Source organism: Actinomyces sp. ZJ308 (assembly GCF_011752065.1).
Taxonomy (GTDB): domain Bacteria; phylum Actinomycetota; class Actinomycetes; order Actinomycetales; family Actinomycetaceae; genus Actinomyces.
This window is the reverse complement of record NZ_JAAIJY010000025.1, coordinates 1-17,445: the sequence shown is the minus strand read 5'-3', so window position 1 is coordinate 17,445 and position 17,445 is coordinate 1. Positions and strand designations below refer to the sequence as shown.

Here is a 17,445-nt window from a genome sequence, read left to right as displayed (position 1 = left end):
GTGCCGGTCAGGCCGGGGCCGCTGAGGCCTCCGCAGCCGGTTCGGAGGCGGCGAAGATGTCTCCGGTGATCCCCACCAGGCGGTTGGAGACCCGCTGGTTGAAGAAGCCGACGATGGGACCGATGAAGAAGCCCATGATGACCGTGCCCAGGGCGATGATGCCCAGCGAGAGGTCGAACCTGATGAGGAGGAGGGCCAGGAGGATCGTGATGACGTCCTGGACCACCCGGTAGGCGCGGTAGCTGTAGCGCGGGAAGTGGCGCCGCAGCGAGGGGGCGATCCCGTCGTAGGGGCACTGGCCCAGGTCGCAGGTGATGTACATGGAGACCCCCAGGCAGAACAGCGGCAGCCCGATCGCCAGGTGAAGGAGCATGCTGCCGAAGGAGTACTCGATATGGAAGACGCTTCGGTACAGCGGGCGGAAGTAGTCCACGAGGACGCCCACGATCGTGAAGTTGATGACCGTCCCCAGGCCGAAGATGGACCGGTCGAAGGGGAAGACAAGGATCAGCATGATGATGTTGACGATCGGGACGATCGCGGCGAAGGAGATCCCCGAGACGTGGGAGATTCCCTGAAGGAAGGCCGTGAACGGGTCGACTCCGCTCTTGCCCTCCAGGCAGATCGCGATCCCGACGGCTGTGATCACCTCCCCCAGGAAGCACACGAGGATGCGTCGCAGGAGCGAGTTGTCGGAGAGTGTCCACTGGTCTTTCGCTGTCAGGTTCCTCAGGTTCATGTCGCACCGCCGTCGTTGTGGAGGAGCCGGCCAAGGCCATGCCGACAAGACGCCGCCAGTTCCTCAGGAAGGAGCCGGACAGTGCTCCCCACCGTGAACCAGGCCGTGTCTCGCGGCTCACACCTCAGCGTCTCATCACCGTCAAGGCCGTAGGACCCAGGAGGCGACATCGAGTCAGCACCTGACCAGGGCGTTTCCGGATCGGCAACAAGACGGTTCCGGAACTGCCCAGGAACGACGTCGGCCGGTCACCGTGGTGGTGACCGGCCGACGTCCTTTCGCGTCTCAGGGTGCCGCGCTCAGCGCGCCACCCGACTCAGGCGTTGGGACGCTTGCCGTGGTTGGCGCTGGACTTCGCACGTGCACGACGCTTACGACCGCGCTTGCTCATAACTGCCTCCTCGTGTCTGGACTTGCCCCACGAGGGGGCACGGAACGCCGCTGATTGTCGCACACGGCGCTGCAACCCGGCCAGTCTCGCTCCGCCGGCCATCCGGTGAAGGCGACCACACACCACCGCTGACGGATCGGCGCCGGCCATCAAGAGGGCGGAGTGGGCAGATCAGGTGAAGACGGGCGCGGGACGGCGCGCCTCAGTCGCCCTCGACGTGAACGGTTCGTGAGGACTCGACCCGGGACTCCACGACGCGCACGACCCGCCCGGAGGCGGTCGTCTGAGTGCGGGTCGTCGTCGACGTCGTCGTCACGCTCACGGCGGTGGCGCGCAGGGTCGACAGGCGCCCCAGGACCCGGGCGCGCAGCTCGGGGGGCGCCTGCTCGGCGCAGCGCGAGCGCAGGATCTCGCGCAGGTGGGTCTCGGCGTCGGCGATGCGCGAGCAGTACGGGCAGGTGGCGACGTGCTGGGCGAGCCGCTCGGTGAGGTCGGCGGTGCACTCCCGGTCGAGGAAGGCCTCCAGGTGGGCGCGGGCCTCGGCGCAGGAGCAGTCCTGGGGCACGGCCTCGGCCTTGACCGCCTCGGTGGTCTTGGCGGCCTCGGCGGGCTCGGGGTTCTTCTCGCCGTTCGTTCCCGGCTCCATACGGTCCCTCATTTCTCCTCCTCCCCGTAGCCGTACTCGCGGGCGTAGTCGGCCAGCAGCTCGCGCAGCTGGCGGCGTCCCCGGTGCAGCCGGGACATGACGGTCCCGATCGGCGTGTCCATGATCTCGGCGATCTCCTTGTAGGAGAAGCCCTCCACGTCCGCCAGGTAGACGGCCAGGCGCCGGTCCTCGGTGAGCTGGCCCAGGGCCTCCTTGATGTCGGAGTCCGGCAGGGCGTCCAGGGCGAGGTTCTCGGCGCTAGGCAGTCCCACCGAGTCGTGGGAGGCGGCCCGGTGCAGCTGCCAGTCCTCGACGGCGTCCGCGTCGGACTGGAGCGGCTCGCGCTGCTTCTTGCGGTAGGAGTTGATGAAGGTGTTGGTCAGGATCCGGTAGAGCCAGGCCTTGAGGTTGGTGCCGGGCCGGTACTGGTGGAAGGAGCCGAAGGCCTTGGCGTAGGCGTCCTGGACGAGGTCCTCGGCGTCGGCCCGGTTGCGGGTCATGCGCAGGGCGGCGCCGTAGAGCTGGTCCAGGTAGGGCAGGGCCTCGGCCTCGAAGCGGGCCGCCCGGGCCACCTCGTCCTCGTCGGCGGGGGCGCGGTCGAGGCCGTCCGCGCCGTCGTCGGGATCGATCACCTCATCCAGGGTGATCTCGTCTGTGTGGTCGTCGATGTCCGTCATCGCCCACGAGCCTAGCCCGAGACGGGCCTCCCAGCCGTCATCGGCGCCAAGGGGGCTGGTCAACGGGGCGGGTCGGTCCGAGAAGCCGACGGCGGGCCGGCTCGGTCCCGGGCCACCGGTGCCGGCGTGCCCACCGGGCCGCTCCAGCCGGTCGCGCTGGCGCCGCGGGCCGCTCGTTGGTGCGCTACGACGTCGGGCGGTCCGGCTCGACGTCGGCACGGTCGGCTGCTGAGTGCTCATGTTCTGACCAACAGGACGGCGCCCCGGTTTCATTCCCCGTCCGCGCTCAGCGAGGCGCGCGCCACGTTCGAGCGGTGATACTGCTGGCCCGAGCCGCTCCGGTGCGTCAGGATGGGGACATGAACATTCTGCGATCCTTCGCCCGCCCGATGCTCGCCGCGCCCTTCATCGTCGATGGGATCGATGCCCTCGTGCGCCCGTCGCGCCACGTGGAGAAGTTCGAGAAGGTCGCCCCCACCCTGGAGCGCGCCGGGCTGCCGCCGGTGCTCACCTCCGACGCCCGCATGCTCACCCGCGCCTCGGGCGCCGTGAGCCTCGTGGCCGGGCTGGGGCTGGCCGCGGGCCGGGCGCCCCGCACGAACGCCACCGTCCTGGCGGCCCTCAACGTCCCGCTCACGGTCGTCAACAACCCCGTGTGGGCGGTTGAGGGGACCAAGGCCCGCAAGGAGGCCCTCTCCGGCCTGCTGCGGGGCGCCGCCGTGGGTGCCGGCCTGGTCCTGGCCGCCGTCGACCGTCAGGGCAGGCCGTCCCTGGCCTGGCAGATGCGCAACTCCCGTCAGCAGCGCGAGGCGATCGAGGCCGCTCAGGAGGCGGTCCGTCAGCGCTACGTGACCGCCTGAGCCGCACCAGCTCGGGACTGCCGGCCCCGGCTCAGACTCCGTCGCCGTCACCTGGGCGTCACAGGTGACGGTTAGCCTCGCCTCGTTCACTCCAGCCCACCTCACCACGCGCAGATATCGACCCGCAGGGAGCCCCTATGACCGTCCAGTCCGCCCAGTCAAGCCAGTCGGCCCAGACCGCCGAGCCCGACGTCGTCTACACCTGGACCGACGAGGCGCCGATGCTGGCGACCCACTCCTTCCTGCCGATCGTGCGGGGCTTCGCCCAGCGGGCGGGCGTGAGCGTGGGGACCGCGGACATCTCCCTGGCCGGGCGCATCCTGGCGGCCTTCTCCCTGGCCGACGACGACCTGGCCCGGCTGGGCGAGCTCACCCAGTCGCCCACGGCCACCATCATCAAGCTGCCCAACATCTCGGCCTCCCTGCCCCAGCTCAAGGCCGCCATCGCCGAGCTGCAGGCCCTGGGCCACGAGGTCCCCGACTACCCAGACTCCCCCACCACGCCCGCCGAGCGCGAGGCGCGCGCCGCCTACGACGCCGTCAAGGGCAGCGCCGTCAACCCGGTCCTGCGCGAGGGCAACTCCGACCGGCGGGCCCCCGCGGCCGTCAAGGCCTACGCCCGCTCCCACCCGCACTCGATGGGCGCCTGGTCGCCCGAGTCGCGCACCCGCGTGGCCACGATGGAGGTCGGGGACTTCCGCCGCAACGAGCGCAGCGTCGTCGTCCCCGAGGCCGGCACCCTGCAGATCCGGCTGCGCCCGGCCGACGGCGCAGCCCCCGTCGTCCTGCGCGAGTCGCTGCCGGTGAGCGCCGGGGAGGTCGTGGACGCCACCTTCATGAGCGCCGCCGCCCTGGACGAGTTCCTGGCCCGTCAGGTGGCCGCCGCCAAGGACGAGGACCTGCTGCTGTCGGTGCACCTCAAGGCCACGATGATGAAGGTCTCCGACCCGCTCATCTTCGGTCACGCGGTGCGCGCCGCCCTTCCGGGCGTCTTCGCCACCTACGGCGAGGCGCTGGCCGAGGCGGGCCTGCGCGCCGAGGACGGCCTGGCCTCGATCCTGGCCGGCCTGGAGGGGCTGGCCCGGGGCGAGGAGATCCGCGCCGCCATCGAGGCCGAGCTCGCCGCCGGGCCGCGCCTGTCCATGGTGGACTCCGACTGCGGCATCACGAACCTGCACGTGCCCAGCGATGTCATCATCGACGCCTCCATGCCCGCCATGATCCGGGCCGGCGGCCACCTGTGGGGGCCCGATGGCCGGACCGCCGACACGATCGCCGTCATCCCGGACTCCTCCTACGCCGGGGTCTACCAGGCCGTCATCGATGACTGCCGCACCCACGGGGCCCTGGACCCGGCCACGATGGGCTCGGTGCCCAACGTGGGCCTCATGGCCCGCAAGGCCGAGGAGTACGGCAGCCACGACAAGACCTTCCTCGTCCCGGCCGACGGCACCGTGGAGGTCGTCGTCATCGAGGGCGCCGGCGCCGAGCCCGGCACGGTGCTGCTGTCCCACGAGGTGACGGCCGGAGACATCTGGCGGGCCTGCACCACCCAGGACGCCCCCGTGCGCGACTGGGTGCACCTGGCCGTCACCCGGGCCCGGGCCACCGGCGCCCCGGCCGTCTTCTGGCTGGACCCCGAGCGGGGGCACGACGCCGTCCTCATCGACCTGGTGGGCCGCTACCTGGCAGACGAGGACACCGAGGGCCTGGACATCCGCGTCCTGGACCCGGTGGCGGCCACGCGCCTGTCCCTGGAGCGCGCCCGCCGCGGTGAGGACACGATCTCGGTGACCGGCAACGTCCTGCGCGACTACAACACGGACCTGTTCCCCATCCTCGAGGTGGGCACGAGCGCCAAGATGCTCTCGGTGGTGCCGCTGATGAACGGCGGCGGCCTGTACGAGACTGGGGCCGGTGGCTCGGCCCCCAAGCATGTGCGCCAGCTGCTCGAGGAGGACTACCTGCGCTGGGACTCCTTGGGCGAGTTCCTGGCCCTGGCCGAGGCTCTCCACCACGTGGCCCAGGTCAGCGGCAACGACCGCGCCGAGGTGCTGGCCGACGCCCTGGAGGCGGCCACGGCCCGGCTGCTGGAGGAGAATCGCTCGCCGGCGCGCCGCCTGGGCCAGGTCGACAACCGCGGCTCGCACGCCTGGCTGGCCCTGTACTGGGCCGGCGAGCTGGCCGCCCAGGAGACCAGTCCCGAGCTCGCCGCCGTCTTCACCCCGATCGCCCAGCAGCTCGAGGCCTTCAACGACACGATCCAGGCCGAGCTGCTGGCCGTCCAGGGCTCACCGGTGGACATCGGCGGCTACTACCGCCCCGACCAGGCCCTGACCGACGCCGTCATGCGCCCCTCGACGACCCTCAACGCCGTCGTCGAGGCGCTGGCATGACCGACGGTCCCGGGACTGCCTGCGGCGCCGCGGCCTCAGCCGCCTCGGTCGGCTCAGACGACTCGGTCGCGCCGTGGCGCGCGCCGGTGGCGGCGGGGGCTCTGGACGCCGTCGTGGAGCTGCCGGGGTCGAAGTCGCTGAGCGCGCGTGCCCTGCTGCTGGCCGCCGTCGCCGACGCGCCGACGACGCTCACCGGGCTCCTGCGCTCGCGCGACACCGAGCTCATGCTCGCAGCCCTCACCGTGCTCGGCGCCCGCTTCGAGGACCTGGACGCCTCCGGCACGCGGCTGCGCGTCACGCCGGCTCCCCTGCCGCTGCGTGTGCGTACCGGCCCCGACGGCGTCGGGCGCATCGAGACGGGCCTGGCCGGGACCGTCATGCGCTTCGTGCCCGCGCTCGCCGCCCTGGCCGACGCCCCGGTCGTCCTCGACGGGGACGAGGCCGCCCGGCGCCGCCCCATGGCACCGCTGCTCGACGCGCTGGCCGCCCTGGGCGCGGAGGTCACCTACCTCGGCGAGCCCGGATTCCTGCCCGTGCGCGTGGGGCCCGGCGACGGCGCCCTGCTGCGCGCCCAGAGCGCCCGGGTGGCGGTCGACGGCTCGGCCTCCTCCCAGTTCGTCTCCGCCCTGCTGCTCCTGGGCGCCCTCCTGCCCGGAGGCCTGGAGCTCACCCCCACCGGGCCCGTGCCCTCGCTGACGCATGTGGCCATGACGGTGGCGACGCTGCGCGAGCGGGGCGTCGCCGTCGACGAGCCCGGCCCCGGGGCCGGCGACGGCGAGCGCACCTGGCGGGTCCACCCCGGCCGTCCCCGCGGCGGGCAGGTGACGATCGAGCCGGACCTGTCCAACGCCGGGCCGTTCCTGGCGGCGGCCCTCGTGGCCGGCGGCCGGGTGAGCGTCCCCCACTGGCCGGCGGCCACCACCCAGGCCGGCGACGCCTGGCGCGAGCTGCTGCCCCGCATGGGCGGAGCCGTGACCCTCACCGGCTCCACCACTGACTCCACCCTCACGGCCAGCGGCACCGGCCGGCTCACCGGTATCGAGGCGGACCTGTCCGACGTCGGCGAGCTCGTCCCCACGGTCGCGGCCCTGGCCACCCTCGCCGGGGCGCAGGGCCACGCCAGCGCCCTGACCGGCATCGCGCACCTGCGCGGCCACGAGACCGACCGCCTGGCCGCCCTGGCCACCCAGATCCGCCGTCTGGGCGGCCACGCCGAGGAGACCGCCGACGGGCTCGTCATCGGCCCCGCGCCGCTGCACGGTGCCGCTCTGCACGCCTACGCCGACCACCGGATGGCCACCTTCGCCGCCATCATCGGACTGGGTGTGGAGGGCGTCACCCTCGACGACGTCGAGTGCACCTCCAAGACGCTGCCCGGCTTCACGGGACTGTGGGCCGCCGTGCTCGCGACCGCGGGCGGCGAGTCGAGCCCCCGGACGGGTACGGGCTCGGGCACGGTCCCGGGCGCTCAGGGAGCCGGCGCCTGATGGCCAGGCGAGATATCGGCACCGACGACCCCCGGGTGAGGGTCCGCCCCGGCCGGGGCTCGCGCCCCCGCACCAAGCAGCGCCCCAGCCACGCCGACGCGGTGCTGGGCATGGTCACCCGCATCGACCGGGGCCACTACCGCATCCGCCTCGACGCCCCGGGCCTCACCGAGGACTCCAGCGGCGACATCACTGCCATGAAGGCCCGCGAGCTCGGCCGGGGCAAGGTCGTCGTCGGGGACCGTGTCGCCGTCGTCGGGGACACCAGCGGACGCAGCGGCACCCTGGCCCGCATGGTCCGCATCAAGGAGCGCACCACCCTGCTGCGCCGCAGCGCCGAGGACGGTGACGCCGCCGGGACCGAGCGAGGAATCGTCGCCAACGCCGAGCAGCTCGTCATCGTCACCGCCGTGGCCGACCCCGCGCCGCGTCCGCGGATGATCGACCGCTACCTCGTGGCCGCCTACGACGCCGGCATGGAGCCGCTCATCGTGCTCACCAAGACCGACCTGGCCGACGCCGCCCCGCTGACCGACCTCTACAGCCCCCTGGGCGTGCGCTGCCTGGCCACGCGCCTGCACCCCCGCGGCCGGGAGACCGGCCCCTCAGCGGCCGGTGACACGCAGGAGCCGGCGGAGGACGGCGTCGAGGCGGTGCGTCGGGCGCTCGACGGCGCCGTCTCGGTCCTCGTGGGCCACTCCGGGGTCGGCAAGTCCACGCTCATCAACGCGATCGTGCCCGGCGCCGACCGCGCCACCGGCCACGTCAACGAGGTCACCGGCCGCGGCCGCCACACCTCCACCAGTCTCCAGGCCCTCGCCCTGCCCGGCGGCGGCTGGGTCATCGACACCCCCGGTGTGCGCTCCTTCGGGGTCTCCCACGTCAGCAGTGCGGACGTCCTGCGGGGCTTCCCGGACCTGGCGGCCGTGGCCGAGGACTGCCCGCGCGGCTGCACCCACGAGGACGGCGTCGTCGACTGCGCCCTGGATACCTGGGCGGGTGAGCCGGCTGCGCCCGAGGGCAGGCGCGAGCGGGTCAGCTCCTTCCGACGGCTGCTGGCCCCCTCCCTCGAGGCTGAGGATCCCACCAAACCCTGAACAACCTCCCACCCCGGAGCGGTGACGGAACAGGAGCGCTCCCACGGCCTCCCCAGAGCGTCTCACGACTCGGTGACACCCACGGAGGGCGACCGGTTGTCCCGGAGGAGGACCGGCCGCCCGCCGTGGTAAATACAGGGTCGTGACCACGCCCAGCCCCCGCCTGCGTCCCGCCGAGGCGACCGACCTCGACGCCGTGCGCGACCTGCTCACCGACGTCTTCCTGGTCGACCCGCTCATGAGCGCCATCGCAGGCGCAGCCCCCGACCCGCGCGCCGCCCTGGAGCACCTGCACCACGTGGAGCTCGGCGCCACCTACCTGAACCCCGACCATCCCGGGGCCATGGTCGACCTGGCCGTCGACGACGCCGGGCGCCTCCTCGGAGCCACCCTATGGGACGCCCCCGCGGACTCAAGCAATGCAACCGATACGGGCAATCCCGGCAATCCCGCCGGCCCGCTCGGGCCGCACGACGTGCCGCCGGCCGGACTCGACCTGGGTCTCCTGGGGGACGCGTGGGAGCTGTGCCTGCTCGACGGCGCCATATGCGAGGCCGAGCGCCCCGCCGAGCCCCACTGGTACCTGTACATGATCGCCGTCGCGCCGGGAGCCCGCGGAACCGGCACCGGGGCCGCGCTCCTGCGCCGGGGCCTGGAGCGGGTGGACGCCGACGCCGCGGCCGCCCACCTGGAGGCCACGACGCGCCGGGCGGCGTCCTTCTATGAGCGTCACGGTTTCGTCGACAGCGCGATCCTTAACTCTGCGGGCCGCCTACCCACCTACTGGGCAATGACCCGCCCAAAACGGCGCCATCACTGAGTTTTTTCACGCTTCAACGGACTCCCTATTGGACACTGTGTGCTAAAACTCACATCACAGAGCCGTTGCAGGATTCAACTACAAGCCGATTTTGACGGTTCCCACAAGCGAAAGCGCGTTAGTCTCATGACATGCACAACCGTCCGATCCCTTCACTCCCACGCCCCGCCCTGGGCGATCTGTCCGCGCGCGCCAACCTCTCAGCGGCGCGCCGGCGCGTCCTGGAGGTCGTGGAGGCTTCAAACGACGCGATGACGGCCGTTCAGGTCGCCAGCGCACTCAACCTGCACCACAACACCGTCCGTGAGCACCTCGACGCCCTGGTCGACGCCGGGTTCGTCACGGTGTCCACCAAGCCGACGGGCAAGCGGGGCCGCCCGGCCCTGCGCTACGCCTCGACGGCCCCCGACCCCCAGCAGATGGTCGACGCCTACCTGCTGCTGCTCGACGCGATCGCCGACACCCTGGGCGAGGGCGAGGACGCCCGCGCCACCGCCCTGGAGATCGGTCGCCGCTGGGCCGAGCTGACCCCCGGCACCGTCGCCGAGCCGACGGTCGACGGCGAGGAGGTGGACCGGGTCACCGCCCTCATCCCCTACCTCGCGGTCATGGGCTTCGCCCCGGAGGTCTCCGGTGACACCGTCGTGCTGCGCTCCTGCCCACTGGTCACGCGCAACCACCGGCCGCGCGACCTGGTGTGCACGATGCACGAGGGGTTCCTGCAGACCGTCGTCGGCCCCGACCCGGCCGCATACGAGCGCATCAAGTTCCTGCCCAACGGGCCCGACGGCTGCCAGATCAGTCCTGCTGAACCGGCTCAGTCGGCTCAGCAGGAGCCCGACCTCAAGGTCGTCCGCGCCGACGTCGCCTGAGCGGCACAGCTCGAACAACCACCATCCGTCCACCTACCAACCACTACTGAGATCGCAAGGCCTCGGCCCCGGGCACAGTCGCCCGGGGCCGAGTCAGCGCTCAGGGCCGTACCGCACGGGGTGACCAGGTGAGAAGGGGCCATGGACGCGGCCTCGGATCAGGCGATGACCTCCAGGACGCCGCGGGCCCCCTTCTCCATGTCGGCGAAGGCGTGGGTGACGAACACGTAGTGGCCCGGCTCGGAGGCGACGCACTCGACGAAGCCGCCCTGGGCCGGCTGCAGCCCGAGGGCCTGGGAGCCGCCGGACCAGGCGGCCCCGATCTGGCTGGGGCCGCCGAGCGTCCAGGCGCCCTCGAAGAAGACCTGGTCGAACTGCAGCCCGACGACGTGGAAGGAGGTCGGCAGCGAGGGGCCGGCCGCCATGACCCAGAATCGCACGCGCTCACCCACGCGGGCCTTGAGGGGCTGCTGGGAGTACTGGAAGGCCACCCCGTTGAAGGTGGACAGGTCCGGGGTCTTGGCGGCGATCTTGTCCGTGCTGGGCTCGCCGCCCTCCGGGCCGAGGTAGACCTCGGAGGCGACGATCGCGTACTCGCGGTCCACGGCGCTCAGGCCCGGCGGGTCGATGATGACGGCCCCGTGCATGCCCGAGGCCAGGTGCAGGCTCATCGGCGAGGTGGAGCAGTGGTAGAGCCAGATCCCCGAGTGCTGGGCGGTGAAGGTGTAGACGAGGGACTCACCGGGGTTGATCGAGCGCATCGCCTCATCGGGCGGGGTGATGCCGGCGTGGAAGTCGATGGAGTGGCTCATGGTGCCGTCGTTGACCAGGGTGATCTCGAAGGTGTCCCCCACCTTGCCGCGCAGGACGGGGCCGGGCACCTGGCCGTTGAAGGTCATGCGCCGCTGGGTGACGCCGCCGCCGACCTGCATGACCTGCTCCTTGACGGTGAAGGTGTGGCGGTGGGTGACCGGCCCGCTCGATCCGTCGGGGTTGGTGGGGGCCGCCGGCAGGGCGGCGTCGAAGGCGGTGAAGTCGGAGGGCAGCGCGGCGGAGTAGTCCGGGACGGCATCACCGCCCGAGCCGGCCGTGCCGCTCTGGCCGGCTCCGTGCTGGTGGGCGCTCGCCCCGCTTCCGCCGGCGGTGACGTGGAAGACCATGCCCTGAGCGCGGTGTCCGGCGATGGAGCACCACCCCTCGACCGGCCCGGCCACGACGCCGGCGTCGAGTGTGCCCTTGGCGCCGGCGGCCACGCGCCCGGTGGACTGGCCGGTGGCCAGGACGAGGTCGTGGACCTGGTCGGCGGTGTTGTCCAGGGTGATGACGAGGCGGTCGCCGGGGGTGACGTCGACCGTATCGGGAACGAACCGCATGCCCTCCACCTTGATGGTGGCGTTGACGGTGTTGCCGGTGGCCCGGACGTCCTGGGTGGTTCCGCCCTGGCCACGGTTGCCCATGACGCTGCCCACGACGACGGCCGCGCCGGCGGTGAGCAGGCCCATGAGGACGCCGCGACGGTCCGCGGAGTGCAGCAGGCCGCCCGACGATGACCCTGATGACGATGACGCTGATGACCCTGCCGCCCCTGACGACGCCGTCGAGCCGAACGCGGCGGAGGCTCCGGACGAGCCCGTCGACTGGGCCTGCTTGCGGCGGCCGCGGTCGATGGCCGGGGCGGTGCCGGCCGTGACGGCGCGACGGTGGGCGGCGTCGGCCTGCCCGGTAGTCGGGACGGCCTCCTGGGGGGCCTCCTCCGGGGAGTCCGGGGAGGGCGTGCGATCGCTGGGTGTCGTCATCGGGGTCCCCCTCGGGGCTGGGCGGGCCGACGGCCCGCGGGGTCTATCGGATCAGGCGTGGTGGACGTACTGGCTGCGCGTGGCGCTCGCTTGCGGCGGGAGAGCTCACGCAGGCACAGGATGATGCCCACCAGCAGGTAGGAGGTGACCAGCGCGGCCAGGGCCCCGGCGACGACGCGCACCTGCCAGGGCATGGCGGGGCTGACCGCGAGCAGGAGGCAGGCGTTGGCGGCGGTGACCCGGTAGGCGGCGTGGCGGTCCATGATCGCGTTGGTGGCCCGGGTGGCCGCGGGTCCGCCGCCGAGCATCACCGGGGCGAGGTAGCTCAGGGCGGCCACGAGGATCTGGAGGGCGAAGCCGGCCGCCAGGGGCAGGCGCAGGGCGTGGATGGCGTCGCGGGCGGCGGCGACGTCGTCGGACAGGGCCATGCGGGCCCCCAGGACGGCGACGCAGCCGACGAACCAGGAGACGGCGGCCGTGGCCGAGGCGGTGGCGAAGGAGGTCGGCGGGACCCGGCGGGCGGTCCGGTAGGCGGGGACGAGGACCCCGCAGGCGCCGCCGAGGTAGACCAGGGTGCCCAGTCCGGCCAGGGGCGGCCACAGCCCGGAGGCGGCCACGAGCGCGGTTCCGCCCACGAGGTAGGGCAGGCCGCGGGTGGTCCAGCGGGCGGCCTGCGGCTCCATGGGAGTGCGCAGCATCGTGGGCCACAGGACGGTGAGCGTGCCCAGGACCGTGGTGCCCACGAAGCCCAGCAGCATGGTGGTGGTGTGGGCCAGGTAGAAGCCGTCGGCCAGGTTCGAGCGCCCGCGGGCGCTGGACCAGGAGATGAGGAAGCCCAGGAGCGCGCCGGTGGCCAGCAGGAGAAGGGCGACGGCGTAGTGGATGGCCAGGGATGCCAGGCGCGGGGCGATGGCGCGCCGGTACTGCACGGTGATGGCGACGACGCCGGTCAGGGCCTGGGCCATGACGATGCCCGCCCCGGCCAGGGCCAGCACCTGGTGCCCCATGGTGATGCCGGTCAGCACGATGATGGTGCCGAGGCTGTGGGCGTACAGGCGCGCGTCCAGCAGGGCCGCGCCGCCCAGGGCCGGACGGTGCAGGAGGGTGTCGGCGAAGTGGGCGGACCAGATGGTGATGGCACTGCCGATCCCGCCCAGGAGCAGGGCGTGCAGGGGCAGCCAGGTGCCCCAGGAGACCAGGGGGCCCACGATCGTCAGCACCGCCAGGACCGCGGCGGTCAGCAGCCAGGCCATGACGACGGCGTTGCGGCGCACCTGGGTGGTGCTCCGGGAGGGCTTCTTGGCGGGGCGGCCGCCCGGGCGCTGCGGCTTCCCGGAACCTGGCCGGGTACCGGGAGAGCTGATGGACAGGCTCATGACGGGCCCCCGCCTGGCTGCGTCGTCATCGAGCCGGAAGCCTGGGCCGTGGCCGGACGGCCCGGTCGGACAGCCGTGCGGATGCTGCCGGAAGTGAGGACGCGGGCCAGGGTGAGGACCATGAAGACGAGGATCGCCGCCACCCCGACGGCGCCGCCGACCTGCCAGGTGCCGGCGCCGCCGGCCAGCAGGCCTGCGACGCGCACCGCCAGGCCGGCGTGCAGCAGGACGTAGGGCAGCCACATGAGCCGGTGGTAGGGCAGGGAGCGGTGAACGATCGCCGGAATGATGACCGGGGCGTGGGCCAGGATCATGGAGAAGGCGAAGCCGACCGTGATGGCGTGGATGACGATCTCGTAGGCCGAGCCGCCCAGGCCCTCCAGGCCCCACAGTGACCAGACCGCCCCGGCCAGGGCGAGCCAGACGTAGCCGGCGAGCATGGAGGCCGCCATGAAGCGGACCCCGCCGCGGGCGCGGACGGTGCGCCGGGCGACGTCGTAGTAGGCCATGATGACGGCCAGTCCCAGCAGGGCCGGGCCGGCCACGAGGTGGGCTCCCGACCCGACCAGCAGCAGGCAGGCACCCAGGACCGCGGCACCGGAGAGGGCCTCGACGACGGTCTCGACCGTCTCGTCGAGGAAGGCGATGCGGGCCAGCTCGAGACGCTCACCGACGATGGTGAGCACGGGGAAGAGCAGCCACAGCGGGACGACGTCCTCGATGCCGCGGCCGCCCAGCCACAGGACGTCTCCCAGCAGGAGGGCGGCGGCTCCCATGGCCTCGACGTCGACGGCGGCGCTGGGGGCGCGTCGGTGGACCCGCAGGTAGATGGCGCACAGGATGGTGGCGGCGGCGGTCATGAGCCCCCGGCCCACGACGTCCGGGGCGCCGGCCATGAGGGTCAGGCAGCCCGCGGCGTTGCCGAGCGGGGCGAGGAAGGCCCAGGGCGTGCGGGCCGCGACCGCCCGCTCCAGGGCGATGACGGTGCCCAGGAATCCGACGAGCATGAGGGGGCCGTGGAGCGCCGCCAGGGTGGCGCCGTCGACGGGGGCGGGCAGGTTGAGGCGCAGGAGGGCGGCGTTGAGGCCCATGAGGATGCAGGCGGCGCCCAGGGCCAGGGCCACCAGCCGCGGTGCCACCCGGGTGGTCAGCCAGTCGGTCGCCCCGGTTGCCCTGACCGTCGCTTTGACCGTCGTTGCCCGGGACTGACGGCCGGCTGCTCCGTCGGCGCCCCGCGCCTCGGGGTGCGCTCCTGGCGCCGATGCCGGCTTGTCCGTCTCCACGGGCCAACCGTATCCAACGGGGCTGGAAACGTGTTCGAGAGGTGGCGCACCCCGCTCCTCGCAGTCCCCTCGCACACACAACAACAAAAATCTCATAGGAGACACGGCTCCGCGTCGTCTATGAGATTTTTGTTGGTTTGATGGGGGTCGTGCCGCCGGGAGCGGACGAGCGTTCCCGACCGCCCGCCTCGGTAGTAGTGTCACGCCCACCAGTACGAACACCCTGAAGGAGCTCCTATGAGCGAGAACCCCGAGCTGCTGCCCGTCACCGAGAAGAAGCACGGCTGCGGCTGCCACGGCCACAGCGACGAGCGGCTGACGCTGGACGCGCGCGCCATCCCCCACCGCCTGCGTCACGCCGCGGTCATCGGGGCGGCCTCCTCCCTCAACCCGGGCGAGGGCTTCGACCTGGTGGCTCCGCACGTCCCCACCCCGCTGCTGGCCCAGATCGACCAGCTGCCCTTCACCTTCCAGCACACGCTGCTGGAGGAGTCCGAGGGCTTCGCGCGCGTCGAGATCCTGCGCACCGCCTGATTCCCGGCCGGGCAGCGCGCCTGCTGGCCTGAAACGTCCGGACGATATGCTCGATCCATGACGCCAGCGCCACTCGACGCCGTCGATTCCGCGGTCGTCGGCTCGGGCGATTCTCGTGCTCGCCTCACGGACCTGCCCATGCCGACGGTCCCGTCGGTGCTGCCCGGCTCGGTCGGGTCGGCAGGGGCGGCCGGGTCACCCGCGCCGGTCCGCCCGGCCGAGCCGATTCCACAGCTGGCGGCCCTGGTGCCCGACGGCGTCCCTGAGCGCCTCACCGACCGGTACGGGCGTACCGTGCGCGACCTGCGCCTGTCCATCACGGACCGCTGCAACCTGCGCTGCACCTACTGCATGCCTGCCCAGGGCCTTGAGTGGCTTCCCACCCCGGAGCTGCTGACCACCGCCGAGCTCACCCGGCTGGGGCGCCTGGCGGTCGAGCGCCTGGGGGTGGAGCGGATCCGCCTCACCGGGGGCGAGCCCCTGCTGCGCCGGGATCTGGAGGAGGTCATCGCCTCCCTGGCCGTGCTGCGCACGGCGGACGGCGGCAAGCCGGACATCGCCCTGACCACCAACGGCCTGGGTCTGGAGAAGCGGGCCGCCGGTCTGCGCCAGGCGGGCCTGAACCGCGTCAACATCTCCGTCGACTCCCTGGACCCCCGGGACTACGCCGCCATCACCCGCCGCGACCGGCTCGGCGACGTCCTGGCCGGGATCGCCGGGGCCCAGGAGGCGGGCCTGTCCCCCATCAAGGTCAACGCCGTCGCCCTGCCCGGGACCGTGGAGGCCCGCGCCCCCCGGCTGCTGGCCGAGTGCCTGCGCCGCGGCTGGCAGCTGCGCTTCATCGAGCACATGCCGCTGGGACCGCGCGAGACCTGGCGCAGCCGGGACGTCGTCGGGGCCGAGCAGGTCCTGGCGGCCTTGAGGGAGGCGGGCTTCGCCCTGACCGAGGCGGGCCGCCCCGACCGGCGTCCGGCGGCCCTGTGGCGCGTGGCCGCGGGAACGCACGCCGGCCGGGCCTACCCGGCCGGGAGCGTGGGTGTCATCGCCTCGGTCACCGCGCCCTTCTGCTCGGACTGCGACCGCACCCGCATCACGGCCGACGGGCGACTCATGACCTGCCTGTTCTCCACCACTGAGACCGACCTGCGCGGCCCCATGCGCGCCGGGGCCGACGACGACGAGCTCATCCGCATCTGGGCGGGGGCCACCTGGCTCAAGCCCCGCGCGCACGGCTCGGACGCGCCGCCCGCGGCCGACGGCTTCGCCAGGCCGCAGCGCACCATGTCGGCCATCGGCGGCTGACTGCTCACCGCCCGAGCCCAGCCACGCCCACACCGCACCAGAGAAGGAGTCACCGAGATGAGCCCTACCCCCGAGCCCGCGAGCGCGGCGCCTCCTCAGACAGGCACGCGGGCAGACGCGGCACCGAGCCCTGAGACGCTGTCGGTGACCCTGCGCTACTTCGCCGCCGCGGCCGACGCCGCCGGCCGCCCCGAGGAACGCCTCGACCTGCCCGCCGGCACGACGCTGGCGGGCCTGCGCGAGCAGCTGGCCGGGCGCGGCCTGGAGATGGCCCGGGTGGTCCCGATCTGCAGCTTCCTGGTCAACTCGGTCTCCACCCCGGCCGACTCCCTGACCCCCCTGGCCGACGGCGACGCCGTCGACGTGCTGCCGCCCTTCGCCGGCGGGTGAGCCTCCCGCTGCGTCCCCAGCTACATCGAGTCGGACATTTCTCGCGTAGCCGGACAGAAAAACCGTAGGGCTACGCGAAACATGCTGTGATGTCTCGGGACATGGGTGACGGTTCTGTGTCGGGACATGGGTGACGGTTGGTGTGTCAGGACATGGGTGACGGTTGAGGCTTCTTGCGGCCGCGGCCTCCGCGTTGGTTGGTGGGGTCGGGTGGGTGGTGGGAGACGTAGGTGATGCCTTGGGGTGGCCAGGTGTATTGGGTCAGGATCTCGCCGTGGGTGTCGGCGAAGGTGATGGTGCTGGTGTCCCAGATCGCGATCACCTTGGATCCGGCCAGGGCGTGGTTGACCAGGAAGGTGATCCCGCCGATGTGGGCGGTGCCGTTGCGGTTGATGGTCAGCTCGCGCTCCCCGGTGGTGCCGATGGGCTTGTGCCGACCTACCCGGCGCCCAGTGGTGGTGTCCTGCTTAGGGTCTGGGCCTCCGGGGGTGATGGGGTCGGTGTCGTGGTCTGGTCGGGGCGCCTGGGCGACCTCGGTGGCGTCCCAGGCCTGCTGCGGGGTGAGGCGTCCGGGCAGGCCCTGGTGGGGGCGCTGGGTGTTGTAGACGTGGTCGAAGGCGTCGACCTGGGCCTGGAGTGCGTGGTGTTTCTCGGACAGGGGGAGTTTTTCTTCCCGTGAGTCGATAGGATGGAGACCATGCCAGCAGCGAAATACTCAGAGGAGTTCAAGGCCCAGGTCGTGCGTGAGGTCATTGAGAAGGACCGCACGATCGCCTCGG

General features: G+C 72.6%; 17 protein-coding genes. 10 read left to right on the top strand and 7 right to left on the bottom strand.

What is annotated here, in order from left to right:
- Positions 1-7: 7 nt before the first annotated feature.
- The 3 genes from HCR68_RS10625 to HCR68_RS10615 all read right to left on the bottom strand — a co-directional run bounded on the left by HCR68_RS10625 (position 8) and on the right by HCR68_RS10615 (position 2,453).
- A complete protein-coding gene (locus HCR68_RS10625) occupies positions 8-739 on the bottom strand; it encodes a hypothetical protein (RefSeq protein WP_167149315.1) in 732 nt (243 codons plus the stop codon).
- Between the two features lie 593 nt (positions 740-1,332).
- A complete protein-coding gene (gene rsrA / locus HCR68_RS10620) occupies positions 1,333-1,788 on the bottom strand; it encodes a mycothiol system anti-sigma-R factor (RefSeq protein WP_167149313.1) in 456 nt (151 codons plus the stop codon).
- Complete coding sequence (locus HCR68_RS10615) at positions 1,785-2,453, bottom strand: sigma-70 family RNA polymerase sigma factor (protein ID WP_167149357.1); 669 nt, start codon at positions 2,451-2,453, stop codon at positions 1,785-1,787. Before HCR68_RS10615 ends, rsrA begins: the two co-directional genes overlap by 4 nt.
- Before the next feature lie 359 nt (positions 2,454-2,812).
- On the opposite strand from HCR68_RS10615, the gene HCR68_RS10610 reads away from it, so the two are divergent.
- The 6 genes from HCR68_RS10610 (at position 2,813) to HCR68_RS10585 (ending at position 9,985) form a co-directional block, all read left to right on the top strand.
- A complete protein-coding gene (locus HCR68_RS10610; RefSeq protein ID WP_167149311.1) occupies positions 2,813-3,313 on the top strand; it encodes a DoxX family membrane protein in 501 nt (166 codons plus the stop codon).
- 137 nt (positions 3,314-3,450) lie between these two features.
- Positions 3,451-5,709, top strand: a complete 2,259-nt coding sequence (locus tag HCR68_RS10605; RefSeq protein WP_167149309.1) for an NADP-dependent isocitrate dehydrogenase — start codon at positions 3,451-3,453, stop codon at positions 5,707-5,709.
- Positions 5,706-7,196: a 3-phosphoshikimate 1-carboxyvinyltransferase gene (gene aroA / locus HCR68_RS10600; RefSeq protein ID WP_167149307.1), complete on the top strand. Its 1,491-nt coding sequence runs from the start codon at positions 5,706-5,708 to the stop codon at positions 7,194-7,196. Before HCR68_RS10605 ends, aroA begins: the two co-directional genes overlap by 4 nt.
- Complete coding sequence (locus HCR68_RS10595) at positions 7,196-8,293, top strand: ribosome small subunit-dependent GTPase A (RefSeq protein WP_167149305.1); 1,098 nt, start codon at positions 7,196-7,198, stop codon at positions 8,291-8,293. Before aroA ends, HCR68_RS10595 begins: the two co-directional genes overlap by 1 nt.
- Positions 8,294-8,435: 142 nt before the next feature.
- The gene (locus HCR68_RS10590; RefSeq protein WP_167149303.1) at positions 8,436-9,113 is read left to right on the top strand and encodes a GNAT family N-acetyltransferase; all 678 of its coding nucleotides are present in this window, start codon (positions 8,436-8,438) and stop codon (positions 9,111-9,113) included.
- Positions 9,114-9,244: 131 nt separating this feature from the next.
- Positions 9,245-9,985, top strand: a complete 741-nt coding sequence (locus HCR68_RS10585; RefSeq protein WP_167149301.1) for a helix-turn-helix domain-containing protein — start codon at positions 9,245-9,247, stop codon at positions 9,983-9,985.
- Positions 9,986-10,143: 158 nt separating this feature from the next.
- Here the strand turns inward: HCR68_RS10585 and HCR68_RS10580 are convergent, their stop codons facing one another.
- Genes HCR68_RS10580 through HCR68_RS10570 form a run of 3 tightly spaced genes read right to left on the bottom strand, consistent with a single transcriptional unit; the run spans position 10,144 to position 14,440 of the window.
- Complete coding sequence (locus HCR68_RS10580; protein WP_167149299.1) at positions 10,144-11,781, bottom strand: multicopper oxidase domain-containing protein; 1,638 nt, start codon at positions 11,779-11,781, stop codon at positions 10,144-10,146.
- Entirely contained in the window at positions 11,778-13,157 is a 1,380-nt protein-coding gene (locus tag HCR68_RS10575; protein WP_167149297.1) for a hypothetical protein, read from the bottom strand. Before HCR68_RS10575 ends, HCR68_RS10580 begins: the two co-directional genes overlap by 4 nt.
- On the bottom strand, positions 13,154-14,440 hold the full coding sequence (locus HCR68_RS10570; protein WP_167149295.1) for an NnrS family protein: 1,287 nt from the start codon (positions 14,438-14,440) through the stop codon (positions 13,154-13,156). The genes HCR68_RS10575 and HCR68_RS10570 overlap by 4 nt, the downstream gene beginning before the upstream one ends.
- A gap of 237 nt (positions 14,441-14,677) precedes the next feature.
- Between HCR68_RS10570 and HCR68_RS10565 the strand changes: the two genes are divergently transcribed.
- From HCR68_RS10565 to HCR68_RS10555, 3 genes are read left to right on the top strand one after another with little or no spacing between them, the layout of a single operon-like run.
- The gene (locus tag HCR68_RS10565) at positions 14,678-14,974 is read left to right on the top strand and encodes a DUF2249 domain-containing protein (RefSeq protein ID WP_126414012.1); all 297 of its coding nucleotides are present in this window, start codon (positions 14,678-14,680) and stop codon (positions 14,972-14,974) included.
- Between the two features lie 57 nt (positions 14,975-15,031).
- Entirely contained in the window at positions 15,032-16,276 is a 1,245-nt protein-coding gene (moaA, locus tag HCR68_RS10560) for a GTP 3',8-cyclase MoaA (RefSeq protein WP_167149293.1), read from the top strand.
- Positions 16,277-16,333: 57 nt separating this feature from the next.
- A complete protein-coding gene (locus HCR68_RS10555; protein WP_243859063.1) occupies positions 16,334-16,666 on the top strand; it encodes a MoaD/ThiS family protein in 333 nt (110 codons plus the stop codon).
- Positions 16,667-16,811: 145 nt separating this feature from the next.
- On the opposite strand, the gene HCR68_RS10550 is transcribed toward HCR68_RS10555, so the two are convergent.
- Positions 16,812-16,988 carry a hypothetical protein gene (locus HCR68_RS10550; RefSeq protein WP_167149291.1) on the bottom strand — a complete coding sequence of 59 codons (177 nt, stop codon included), beginning with the start codon at positions 16,986-16,988 and terminating at the stop codon, positions 16,812-16,814.
- A gap of 18 nt (positions 16,989-17,006) precedes the next feature.
- Between HCR68_RS10550 and HCR68_RS10545 the strand changes: the two genes are divergently transcribed.
- A complete protein-coding gene (locus tag HCR68_RS10545; RefSeq protein ID WP_167149289.1) occupies positions 17,007-17,345 on the top strand; it encodes a hypothetical protein in 339 nt (112 codons plus the stop codon).
- Positions 17,346-17,445 lie beyond the last annotated feature (100 nt).

Excerpts from the sequence above, each read along its gene's own strand:
- HCR68_RS10625 (WP_167149315.1), bottom strand. The coding sequence starts at position 739 with ATGAACCTGAGGAACCTGACAGCGAAAGACCAGTGGACACTCTCCGAC.
- rsrA (WP_167149313.1), bottom strand. The coding sequence starts at position 1,788 with ATGAGGGACCGTATGGAGCCGGGAACGAACGGCGAGAAGAACCCCGAG.
- HCR68_RS10615 (WP_167149357.1), bottom strand. The coding sequence starts at position 2,453 with ATGACGGACATCGACGACCACACAGACGAGATCACCCTGGATGAGGTG.
- HCR68_RS10610 (WP_167149311.1), top strand. The coding sequence starts at position 2,813 with ATGAACATTCTGCGATCCTTCGCCCGCCCGATGCTCGCCGCGCCCTTC.
- HCR68_RS10605 (WP_167149309.1), top strand. The coding sequence starts at position 3,451 with ATGACCGTCCAGTCCGCCCAGTCAAGCCAGTCGGCCCAGACCGCCGAG.
- aroA (WP_167149307.1), top strand. The coding sequence starts at position 5,706 with ATGACCGACGGTCCCGGGACTGCCTGCGGCGCCGCGGCCTCAGCCGCC.
- HCR68_RS10595 (WP_167149305.1), top strand. The coding sequence starts at position 7,196 with ATGGCCAGGCGAGATATCGGCACCGACGACCCCCGGGTGAGGGTCCGC.
- HCR68_RS10585 (WP_167149301.1), top strand. The coding sequence starts at position 9,245 with ATGCACAACCGTCCGATCCCTTCACTCCCACGCCCCGCCCTGGGCGAT.
- HCR68_RS10580 (WP_167149299.1), bottom strand. The coding sequence starts at position 11,781 with ATGACGACACCCAGCGATCGCACGCCCTCCCCGGACTCCCCGGAGGAG.
- HCR68_RS10575 (WP_167149297.1), bottom strand. The coding sequence starts at position 13,157 with ATGAGCCTGTCCATCAGCTCTCCCGGTACCCGGCCAGGTTCCGGGAAG.
- HCR68_RS10565 (WP_126414012.1), top strand. The coding sequence starts at position 14,678 with ATGAGCGAGAACCCCGAGCTGCTGCCCGTCACCGAGAAGAAGCACGGC.
- moaA (WP_167149293.1), top strand. The coding sequence starts at position 15,032 with ATGACGCCAGCGCCACTCGACGCCGTCGATTCCGCGGTCGTCGGCTCG.
- HCR68_RS10555 (WP_243859063.1), top strand. The coding sequence starts at position 16,334 with ATGAGCCCTACCCCCGAGCCCGCGAGCGCGGCGCCTCCTCAGACAGGC.